We start from the raw sequence: 10,109 nt of genomic DNA on the forward strand, positions 1-10,109 counted from the left end.
CTGAGCACCCCCTGAGCACCCCTTGAGCGCCCCTTGAGCGCCCCTTGAACACCCCCTGAGTACCCCCTTGGCCGCCCGCTAGGCGGCGACCAGTGCCGACGGCCGACCCGCGTGCATCACGCTGAGGTTGGTGGCCAGCCGGACCGGGTCCTGGGCCAGCCAGAGCCGCAGCGCCGCGCCCAGCATCGCGCTGGCCGACTCGATCCGGACCTCGGTGACCTGCGCGATCCGCGCCGCGCCGGGCACCAGCAGGTCGGCCAGCGGGGTCGGCAGCCAGACCGTCAGCGCGCACGGCGCCGGCGCCGTCAGCGCGCCCAGCAGGCGGTAGGCGTCCCCCGGCGAGCTGAGCGTGGGGATGATGTCCAGCAGGCCGTCGGCCACCACCTCGGACACGTCGCTGCGGTGTCCCTGGGCGAGCCGGCGGAGCAACGTGCGCTCGGCGGCGGTGATTCGGACGGTCAGCATGACCTCGTCGCACTCCATTGCGCGATTTCCTCCTCGTTCCTCCCCGTGCCGGCCGGCGGCCGGCACGAACTACCCCTGTCGCACCTCGGCCCGGCTACCTTCTGCGGAGAGCCGGGCCGGTGGGTGACTGTGTGCCCCGGTCAGATCCCCGCGTAGGAGTGCTTGCCGGTGACGAAGATGTTCACGCCGTAGTAGTTGAAGAGCCAGCAGGCGAAGGCCGCCAGCGCCAGGTAGGCCGCCTTGCGGCCCTTCCAGCCGGCCGTCGCGCGGGCGTGCAGGTAGCAGGCGTAGGCGACCCAGGTGATGAACGACCAGGTCTCCTTCGGGTCCCACTCCCAGTACTTGCCCCAGGCCGCCTCGGCCCAGATCGCGCCCGCGATGATGGTGAAGGTCCAGAGCGGGAAGACCAGGGCGTTGATCCGGTAGGACAGCTTGTCGAAGGTGGACGCGGCGGGCAGCCGGCGCCAGACCGACGCCGGGGTGCCCAGCGGGCCGGTGGTCAGGCCGGCCGCGATCCGCTTGTCGAAGGAGTCCTTGCCGAGGTACAGCAGCGTGGCGATGAACGCCGCGTAGAAGGCGCCGCCGCAGAAGATCGCGGTCGAGACGTGGATCGCCAGCCACGGCGAGTGCAGCGCCGGGACGAGCTGCTCGGAGTCGGTGTAGAGCACCGTGGTGGCGATGCCGAGGGTCAGCAGCCCCGCGAGCACGACCGGCAGGCCGAGCCAGCGGACGTTCTTCTTCGAGGCCAGCAGCACCAGGTACGCCGCCGTCATGGCGAAGGCGAAGGCGCAGGAGAACTCGTACATGTTGCCCCACGGCCAGCGGGAGACCGAGAGGCCGCGGGTGACGATGCCGCCGGCGTGCAGCAGGGCACCCAGCACGGTGAGCGAGACCGCGATCCGGCCGGCCAGGTCGGCCCGGGTGCTGTTGCCGGCCGCGCCCGGGCCGTCCTCCTCGTCCGCGCCGCGCCCGCTGGTGACCACCGTCGCGCCCTCGCCCGCCAGGGCGGTGCGGGTGAGCGTGGTGGTGCCGCCGCCGGCCCCCGCCACGGTGACGGTGACCTTCTTCGCGCCCTTGGTCCCGGCGACGGTCTCGGACAGGCTGCCCGACTGCTCCGTCGAGCGGACGGCGACGGCGCCCTTGCTGCCGAAGGTCCACTCGATCATGTGGGCGAACATGGCGAGTGTGTAGACCACCATCGCCGAATAGATCAGCTTGTTGGAGAGGTCGGCCAGCTGTGGGTCGACCCCCGAGGCGAGATGCACCGTCTACTCCTTGGAGTTCTGGTCGGCAGGGACTGCGGGGTCCTCGGGCGCGGGGCCTTCGGCTGTGGGGCCTTCGGGCGTGGGGCCTTCGGGTGCGGCGTCGTCCTCGTCCTCCGACGCCGGGGCGTCGTCCTGGAGGTCCACCGCGAGTTCGGCCAGTTCCTCGGCGATCTTCGCCGACTCACTGCGGGCCAGACCGGCCAGCTCCACCTGGGTGCCGCCGCCCGGCAGGGCGACCGCGCGCACCCAGATCCGGCGGCGCTGCACGAACAGCGAGCCGATCAGGCCGAGGATCGCCAGCACCGCACCGGTCAGGGCGATCGTGTTGCCCGGGCGGTGCGAGACGTTGAAGCTGGCCCACTGCTTGTAGCCCTCGAAGGTGACGCTGCCGTAGCCGTCCGGCAGGTCCCAGGCCTGGCCGGGCTTGAGCCGGGCCTTGGCGGGCTGGCCGTCCTGGGTCAGCTGGGTCAGCTTCCGGTCGTTGAGCTGGTAGATGTTCTGCGGCAGGCCGGAGTCGGTGCCCAGGTCGCCCGCGAAGGCGTTCAGCACCAGCTCGGGGGCGGCGTCGCCGGGGTAGAGCGAGACCGGGCCGGTGCCCTCGAAGCTCAGCGGCGCGGTCGGCAGGAAGAAGCCGGAGAAGCCCATCTGGGTCGGGTTGCCGTCCGGGCCAGCGCCGTAGTCGGAGACCTTCACGACACCGGTCGAGGTCAGGTTGCCGTCCTGCGGCAGGAACGGCACGGCACCCCGGTAGACGACGTCGCCCTTGCCGTTCTTGACGGTGATGACCGGGGCGTAGCCGTGGCCGATCAGGAAGACCTTGCTGCCGCCGATCTCCAGCGGGTGGTTGACCTCGATCGTGCCCTGCTTGAGCTTCGAGGTGTCCTCGCCCGCCGTGTACTCGACGTTCGCGGTGAACTGCCGGGCGGCGCCGATCTGGTCGCCCTTGTCCTGGAACTTGGCGGTGAAGCCGTTCAGCTTCAGGTAGAAGGGGTCGAGGTCCTCGGTGCCGTAGAACCGCGTGCCGTTGAAGTCGTCGAGCTGGGTGATGGTGTTGGAGTAGCCCTCGCCCTCGACCATCAGCTTGCCGCCGGTGCCGGACGCCAGGCTGGCCCAGGCGAAGCCGCCGAGCAGCGCGAACAGCGACATGTGGAAGAGCAGGTTGCCGACCTCGCGCAGGTAGCCCTTCTCGGCGGCCACCGAGCCGCCGGCCAGGTTGGTGCGGAACCGGCGCTTGCGCAGCAGCCGGTGGGCGGCGGCGTTCACCACGTCGGCGTCCGCCTCGGTGCGCCAGGCCGCGTAGACCGGCATCCGGGTCAGGTTGCGCGGCGCGGTCGGCGGCTGGGCCCGCAGCACGCCGACGAACTGCCAGGTGCGCGGGACGATGCAGCCGGCCAGCGAGACGAACAGCAGGATGTAGATCGCGGAGAACCAGACCGAGCTGTAGACGTCGAACAGCTGGAGCTTCTCGTAGATCGGCGCGACCGCGGTGTGGTGCGTCTTCCACGCCTCGACCTTGAGCAGGCCCTGGCCGTTCTGGTACTGCGGGATCAGCGAGCCCGGGATGGCGGCCAGCGACAGCAGGAAGAGCAGGATCAGCGCGACCCGCATCGAGGTCAGCTGGCGCCACATCCAGCGCGCCCAGCCCAGGACCCCTATGCCGGTCGGGCCCTCGGACTCGACCGGCGCGGTGCTGAGCCGCTCGGCGGCCGCGTCGTCCGGCGCCAGGGGCAGCTCGGCCTCGGTCGTGGTCTTGCTCACGGTCAGATTCCGATCGAGAAGTCGGCGGTCCAGGACTGCAGTTCACTCATCATGGAGTCCCAGATCCCGGTGACGAGCAGCAGACCGACCGCGACGAGCATGCCGCCGCCGATCCGCATGACGAGCGGGTAGTGCCGCTTGACCCAGCCGAAGGCACCCAGTGCCCGGCGGAAGGCGAGCGCGGCCACGATGAACGGTACGCCCAGGCCGAGGCAGTAGAAGGTCATCAGCAGGGCGCCGCGCTCCGCGTCGGCCTGGTTCAGGGCCAGGTTCTGGACGGTCGCCAGGGTCGGGCCGATGCAGGGCGTCCAGCCGACGCCGAACACCATGCCGAGCAGCGGGGCGCCCCACAGGCCGACCGCCGGGCGGCGGTGGGAGCGCACCTCGCGCATGCTCAGGCCGGGGACGAGGCCCATGAAGGCGAGGCCCATGACGATGGTCAGCGCGCCGAGCACGATCGAGATGACCCGCTTGTGCGCCTGGAGGGTGTCGCCGAACTGGCCGAACAGCGCCCCGCCCGAGACGAACACCGCGGTGAAGCCGAGGATGAACAGCGTCGCCCCGAGCAGCATCCGGCCGCGCCGGGCACCGCGGGCGTCCGCGAGGTCGGCGGCGGAGAAGCCGGTCACGTACGACAGGTAGCCGGGGACGAGCGGCAGCACGCAGGGCGAGAAGAACGAGACCAGCCCGGCGGCCAGCGCGATCGGCGCGGCCACCAGCAGTGCCCCGCTCTGGAGGGTCCCGGTGTTGTCGGCGAGTTGTAGCGGCAGGCTCACTGCTTCTGCTCCGCGACCACCGGCTGGAGGATCGACTCCAGCGCGTCCTGGGTCGTGCCGCCGACGGCGCGGGCGGCCAGCTTGCCGTCGCGGTCGACGATCAGGGTGGTCGGGAGCGACTGCAGGCTGAGGCTGCCCTTGGGGAACTTGAGCAGCTGGGTGCCGGCCGGGTCGAAGATGCTCGGGTAGGTGACGCCCTGCTCCTGCTCGAAGCGGACGGCGTTGGTCTTGTCGCTGTCCCGGGTGTTGACGCCGAGGAACTGGACGCCCTGGTCCTTGTACTTCTCCGAGACGGCCTGGAGGCTCTTCGCCTCGGCCCGGCACGGCCCGCACCAGGAGCCCCAGACGTTCAGCACCACGACCTTGCCGTGGTAGTCCGAGAGCTTGGTCTGGCCGCCGTCCAGGGTCTCCCCGGAGATGTCGGGGGCGCTCCCACGCTTGCCGGTGTCCACCTTCGACAGGTTGGTCCCCTTGACGGTGACGAAGCCGACCTGGCCTTCGCCGCTGCCCGACGAGCCCGAGGAGGAACAGCCGGTGAGGACGAGCGCAGCGGCGGCGACAGTGGCGGCGGCTGCGGCGACACGGGGACGGGGGCGCGCCATGGCAGACATGTGAAAAGTTTCGCATGGAGTTCCGGGCAGGTTCGCCGGGGTCCTCCCTAGCGCGTCGCACCCCCTCTGACCTGTGACGGAGTCGGGCCGCCAGGCTCTCGCCGGGCGGCCCGATCCCATATTTACGCGGGGTTTACCAACGGCCCCGCGGGCTCACGCGCCGAAGCTCTTGCCCACCGGCTTGTCCTTGCCGCCCTTGCCGATCAGGTGCGCGGGCAGCAGGTCGCGGGCCGGCTCGCGGTAGCCGACCGAGACGATCTTGTCGCCCTCGAAGGTGAAGCTGGTCAGCGAGGCCAGCGAGCACTGCCGGCGGCGCGGGTCGTGCCAGAGCCGGCGGCGCTCGACGAAGGAGCGGACGATCCAGATCGGCAGCTGGTGGCTGACGCAGACCGCCTCGTGCCCGCGCGCGGCGTCCCGGGCGGCGCCGAGCGCGCCCATCATCCGCACCACCTGGTCGAGGTAGGGCTCGCCCCAGGAGGGCTTGAACGGGTTGGTGAGGTACTTCCAGTAGCCCGGGTTCCGCAGCGAGCCGTCGCCGACGCCGAAGGTCTTGCCCTCGAAGATGTTGTCCGCCTCGATCAGCCGCTCGTCCGCCGCGACGTCCAGGCCGTGCGCCTTGGCGATCGGCCCGGCGGTCTCCTGGGCCCGCTCCAGCGGGGACGCCACCACGTGGGTGATGTCCCGGCCGGCCAGGTCCTCGGCGACCCGCTCGGCCATCTCCCGGCCCAGCTCGGACAGCCGGTAGCCCGGCAGGCGCCCGTACAGGATGCCCTCCGGGTTGTGCACCTCACCGTGCCGCATCAGATGGACGACGGTGATCTCTTTGGCGCTCACTTCTCAGTACTCCTGGGGCTCGCAGGGATGGTTCGGGGCCTAGACCGTGGCCGCGGCGGCCGCGCGGGCGGCGGCCGGAAGGGCTGCGGCGATCCGCTCGATCGCCCGCTCGTCGTGGGCCGCCGAGACGAACCAGGACTCGAAGGCGGACGGCGGCAGGTAGACGCCCTCGGCGAGCATCGCGTGGAAGAAGGCGGTGAAACGGTACGCCTCCTGGGTCTTGGCCTCGTCGTAGTTGGTGACGGCGGCCTCGGTGAAGAACACCGAGAACATGTTCCCGGCGGTCTGCAGCCGGTGCGTCACGCCCTCCTTGGTGAGCGCCTGCGACACCAGGCCGGAGATCTCGGCGGCGACCTTGTCCACCGTCGCGTACACCTCGTCGGTGCAGCCGCGCAGTTGGGCCAGGCCGGCCGCGGTGGCAATCGGGTTACCGGACAGGGTGCCCGCCTGGTAGACCGGGCCGGCCGGGGCCAGGTGGGCCATCACGTCGGCGCGCCCGCCGAAGGCCGCGGCCGGGAAGCCGCCGCCCATGACCTTGCCGAAGGTCAGCAGGTCCGGCGCCCAGCCCTCGTTCGCCGCCTCCAGGCCGTACCAGCCGGCCTTGGAGACGCGGAAGCCGGTCATCACCTCGTCCGAGACGAACAGCGCGCCGTTCGTCCGGCAGAGCCGGGCCAGGCCCGCGTTGAAGCCGGGCAGCGGCGGGACGACGCCCATGTTGCCGGGCGAGGCCTCGGTGATCACGCAGGCGATCTCGCCCGGGTGGGCGGCGAAGGCCTGCTCGACGGCGGCCAGGTCGTTGTAGGGCAGCACGATGGTGTCGCCGGCCTGGGCGCCGGTGACGCCCGGGGTGTCCGGCAGGCCGAAGGTGGCCACGCCCGAACCGGCGGCGGCCAGCAGGGCGTCCACGTGGCCGTGGTAGCAGCCGGCGAACTTCACCACCTTCGCGCGCCCGGTGAAGCCGCGGGCCAGCCGGATCGCGGACATGGTGGCCTCGGTGCCAGAGGAGACCAGGCGGACCTGCTCGACCGGGGCGACCCGTCCGACGATCTCCTCGGCCAGCTCGACCTCGCCCTGGCCGGGCGTGCCGAAGGAGGTGCCGCGGATGACCGCCTGCTGGACGGCGTCGATCACCGCGGGGTACGCGTGGCCGAGGATCATCGGGCCCCACGAGCACACCAGGTCGACGTACTCGCGGCCGTCGGCGTCGGTGAGGTAGGGGCCGGTGCCGGACACCATGAAGCGCGGCGTGCCGCCGACCGCGCGGAAGGCGCGCACCGGGGAGTTGACGCCGCCGGGCGTCACGACGGAGGCGCGGTCGAACAGCGACTGGGACTGGGGGGCTTCGTAGGGGTAGCTCACGGGAGACATGGTCTCAAATCGTGTCCTTGAGCTCTGCATGTCGGACCCGATCATCTGGAACGATGATCCGGGCACCGTTGTCTGTACGGTTGTCCGTACAGACGGGGCCGCTGACTGCTCCGGAGCACGGACCAGTCAGACTGTGCACTCAGAGTGCGCAAGTGTTCCGGTTGTGTGCAGGGGTGTGGAGAGGACTGCCGCGTACCGCGAGTGGGTACGGCGGCGCATGACGGGTAAGGAGCACGTCCGGAGGGACGCCGGACGTGCGGGGGTCTGTCGATTCCGGCGAATTCCGGTGAGGATGGTCCGAGTGTCCGAGGCGCAGGACGGCTACGACGAGGCTGCGGGGGGCTCCCGCAGGCCCGCCGAAACCGCACGCGGGGGTAAGGGAGCGGGCACGGGTCGTGGCCGCCGCGGCGGCGAGAGGCGGGGTGAGGGACGCGTGGGGGTGACGTACAAGTACTTCGGCGCACCGGATCGCGCCACCGCTGCCAGAGTCCCCACCGCCCTCGGACCCGGCGGGCTCGGCCTGGACGCCGGCGAACTCGGTTCGCTCGGGCGGCTCGGCGACCTGATGGAGACCAGCGGCTCCCCCAACGGCCACCTCTCCACCAAGATCAAGCCGGAGACCATGAGCGCCATGGTCCTCACCGGCATCCAGGGCGTCCCGCTGCACCAGGTCCCGCCGCTGGAACTCGTCGTGCTGCACCCCGACTACGCCGTCGTCCAACTCCCGCAGAACGTCGTCGAACCGCTCCGCAAGGCCGACGAGACCGAACTCGGCGCCGCCGCCTTCATCTGGTCCACCGTCCCCGACCGGCGCGGACCGCGCGACGCCTTCGTGATCTACAGCATGCTGCACGAGTGGCAGGACTTCGCCAACCGCCTGCACGAGGCCGGGCACCAGCTGTACTGCCTGGTCTGGCCGTAGGACTTCCCGGGGCGAAGGGATGTGACTCCGCCTCAGTTCGTCCGGGCGCGGCGCGCCCGCCGTACCGCCCGTTCGCTCTCCACCGGCTCCGCCAGGGGCCCGTCCACCAGGCGCGTCAGCGCCGACACGAACACGTCCCGCTCCGGGCCGGGCAGTGACTCCAGCACTTCCCGGTGCACCCGGTCGGCGATCGCGGTGCCCCGCTCGACGGCGCGTTCGCCCGCCTCGGTGACGGAGATGATCCTGGCCCGGCGGTCGGTCGCGGACGGGCGGCGCTCGGCCAGGCCCGCCTTCTCCAGCTCGTCCACGGTGACCACCATGGTGGTCTTGTCCAGGTCCGACAGCTCGGCCAGCTGGATCTGGGTGCGCTCGGTCTCCTGCGCGTGGAACAGCACGGAGTACGCGCGGGGGGTGATCCCGAGCTCGGTGAAGGCGGCCGCCATCCGGGTCGCCAGCACGTGGCTCGCGTGGTCCAGCAGGCCGGAGATGTCACGGATCTGGCGCACGGGCGGGGTCGTCGTCATACGTCCGAGATTAGCAACGGCCCGTCCGCTGCCGGATGATCCCGTTGGCAACCAACCCCGGGTCTACGGGATGCCCAACTCGAACAGCGCATACCCCGCGTACCAGCCCGCCGCCACCACGGGCATCGCGAGCAGGCCGACCAGCGAGGACGTCCGCACCCGGCGCAGCGCCACCGCCAGGCCGATGAACAGCGGGAAGGCCGGCAGCAGGTAGCGCGAGATGTTGCCGAAGATCTGGTTGCTGCTCAGCGCGGTGGCGATGGTGAGCACCGTGTAGACCACCAGCACCAGCGGCGGCCGGGTGCGCCACAGCAGCACCAGCAGTCCGGGCAGGGCCATCAGCAGGGCGATCGCGATCAGGTCCGGGACGGGGTTGGACTGCCAGAAGTTCCAGTGCCCGGTGATCACGTCCATGATCGTGCGGACCGTGGAGGCGCCGCCGTCGAAGTAGCGGTTCCAGGCGCCCCGCTGGAGCTTGAAGTAGCCGCCCCAGTCGCCCATCCGGTAGCCGACCCAGACGACGTACCCGATCAGGCCCCACGGGGTGATCAGCATCGCGGTCAGCGGCCGGGCCACCCCGTCGGTGCGCCGGATCAGCGCCACCAGCGCGGCGATCGACACCGCGGCGATCAGCGCGGCGGCGGTCGGCCGGTTGAGGCCCGCCACCAGCGCCAGCACACCGGCCGTCAGCCAGTGGCGGGTCATCACGCAGTAGCAGGCCCAGGCGGACAGCGCGACGAACAGCGAGTCCGAGTAGACCGCCCACTCCACCCCCGAACCCGGGAACAGGCCCCAGATCACCGCGGCGATCACGCCCGCCCGGAAGCCGCCGAGCCGCTCCGCGATCGCGAAGATCCCCGCCGCCGCGACGAGCGAGGCGATCACCGAGACGGCGATCCCGGAGCCGTACGGGCCGAGCCCGGTGACCGCGCCGACCAGCCGCATCAGCCACGGGTAGAGCGGGAAGAAGGCGGCCGAGTTCTCGTAGTAGGAGGCCAGCGGCCAGCCGTGCATCGGGAGCAGCTGCGGGTCGTAGCCGTTCTCGGCGATCCGCTGGTACCAGACGCCGTCCCAGGTGCCCAGCACGTCCCACGGCTGGGCGCCGCCGCCGCGGCCCGGGTTCTTCTTGAGGTAGTCCCCGGTGTGCGACAGCAGCAGCATGAAGACCGTGAGGCCGATGGCCTTGACCACCGCGTACGCCCCGAGCGCGGGCGCGAAGCGGTCCACCAGGGCGCCGAACCGCCCGGGCCACCGGGCCGCCCGCTCCTCGGAGCGCTCCGCGGGCCGCTCCGTCTCCGGCGCCGCGGGCGCGCCGGGCTCGGTGCTGGACGACTCGGTGCTCGATGCCGTGCTCATCTGCTCTGGGTACTCCCCGCCACGCTGGTGGTCCGCGCGGCTACGGCGCAGCGATTTCAGGTGAGCCTACGGCACACCCCCACCTGCCCCGCGAACGCCCGCCCGCCCCGAAAACCCCGTGGCGGGGGGGGGCCCCCCGCCCCGGGGGGGGGGGCGCCCGCGGCGCGCGGGGGGGCAGGGTGGCGTTGCGTGAGGAGTGGGTGTGTGCGGCGGCGGAATCGGGGCGGCGG

General features: G+C 71.6%; 10 protein-coding genes. 1 reads left to right on the forward strand and 9 read right to left on the reverse strand.

Going from position 1 to position 10,109, the window contains the following annotated elements:
• Positions 1-78 precede the first annotated feature (78 nt).
• The 7 genes from ACFV61_RS10120 to hemL all read right to left on the reverse strand — a co-directional run bounded on the left by ACFV61_RS10120 (position 79) and on the right by hemL (position 7,077).
• Positions 79-465 (reverse strand): hypothetical protein, encoded by a 387-nt coding sequence (locus ACFV61_RS10120; protein ID WP_380338130.1) that lies wholly within the window; start codon positions 463-465, stop codon positions 79-81.
• Between the two features lie 140 nt (positions 466-605).
• Positions 606-1,730 carry a c-type cytochrome biogenesis protein CcsB gene (gene ccsB, locus ACFV61_RS10125; RefSeq protein ID WP_063348874.1) on the reverse strand — a complete coding sequence of 375 codons (1,125 nt, stop codon included), beginning with the start codon at positions 1,728-1,730 and terminating at the stop codon, positions 606-608.
• Between the two features lie 3 nt (positions 1,731-1,733).
• Entirely contained in the window at positions 1,734-3,488 is a 1,755-nt protein-coding gene (locus ACFV61_RS10130) for a cytochrome c biogenesis protein ResB (protein WP_380491025.1), read from the reverse strand.
• 2 nt (positions 3,489-3,490) lie between these two features.
• Entirely contained in the window at positions 3,491-4,264 is a 774-nt protein-coding gene (locus ACFV61_RS10135; protein ID WP_380338125.1) for a cytochrome c biogenesis CcdA family protein, read from the reverse strand.
• The gene (locus ACFV61_RS10140) at positions 4,261-4,866 is read right to left on the reverse strand and encodes a TlpA disulfide reductase family protein (RefSeq protein WP_363374910.1); all 606 of its coding nucleotides are present in this window, start codon (positions 4,864-4,866) and stop codon (positions 4,261-4,263) included. Before ACFV61_RS10140 ends, ACFV61_RS10135 begins: the two co-directional genes overlap by 4 nt.
• A 162-nt stretch (positions 4,867-5,028) precedes the next feature.
• On the reverse strand, positions 5,029-5,676 hold the full coding sequence (locus ACFV61_RS10145) for a histidine phosphatase family protein (protein ID WP_079136296.1): 648 nt from the start codon (positions 5,674-5,676) through the stop codon (positions 5,029-5,031).
• A 72-nt stretch (positions 5,677-5,748) separates the two neighbouring features.
• The gene (hemL, locus tag ACFV61_RS10150; RefSeq protein ID WP_380375476.1) at positions 5,749-7,077 is read right to left on the reverse strand and encodes a glutamate-1-semialdehyde 2,1-aminomutase; all 1,329 of its coding nucleotides are present in this window, start codon (positions 7,075-7,077) and stop codon (positions 5,749-5,751) included.
• A gap of 292 nt (positions 7,078-7,369) precedes the next feature.
• Here hemL and ACFV61_RS10155 point away from each other — a divergent pair, with 292 nt between their 5' ends.
• Positions 7,370-7,999 (forward strand): hypothetical protein, encoded by a 630-nt coding sequence (locus ACFV61_RS10155; RefSeq protein WP_371518320.1) that lies wholly within the window; start codon positions 7,370-7,372, stop codon positions 7,997-7,999.
• Positions 8,000-8,031: 32 nt separating this feature from the next.
• Here the strand turns inward: ACFV61_RS10155 and ACFV61_RS10160 are convergent, their stop codons facing one another.
• On the reverse strand, positions 8,032-8,523 hold the full coding sequence (locus tag ACFV61_RS10160) for a MarR family winged helix-turn-helix transcriptional regulator (RefSeq protein WP_063348868.1): 492 nt from the start codon (positions 8,521-8,523) through the stop codon (positions 8,032-8,034).
• A 63-nt stretch (positions 8,524-8,586) separates the two neighbouring features.
• Entirely contained in the window at positions 8,587-9,879 is a 1,293-nt protein-coding gene (locus ACFV61_RS10165; RefSeq protein WP_380491027.1) for a glycosyltransferase family 39 protein, read from the reverse strand.
• Between the last annotated feature and the right edge of the window lie 230 nt (positions 9,880-10,109).

This window comes from Kitasatospora sp. NPDC059817, from assembly GCF_042731835.1.
GTDB lineage: Bacteria > Actinomycetota > Actinomycetes > Streptomycetales > Streptomycetaceae > Kitasatospora.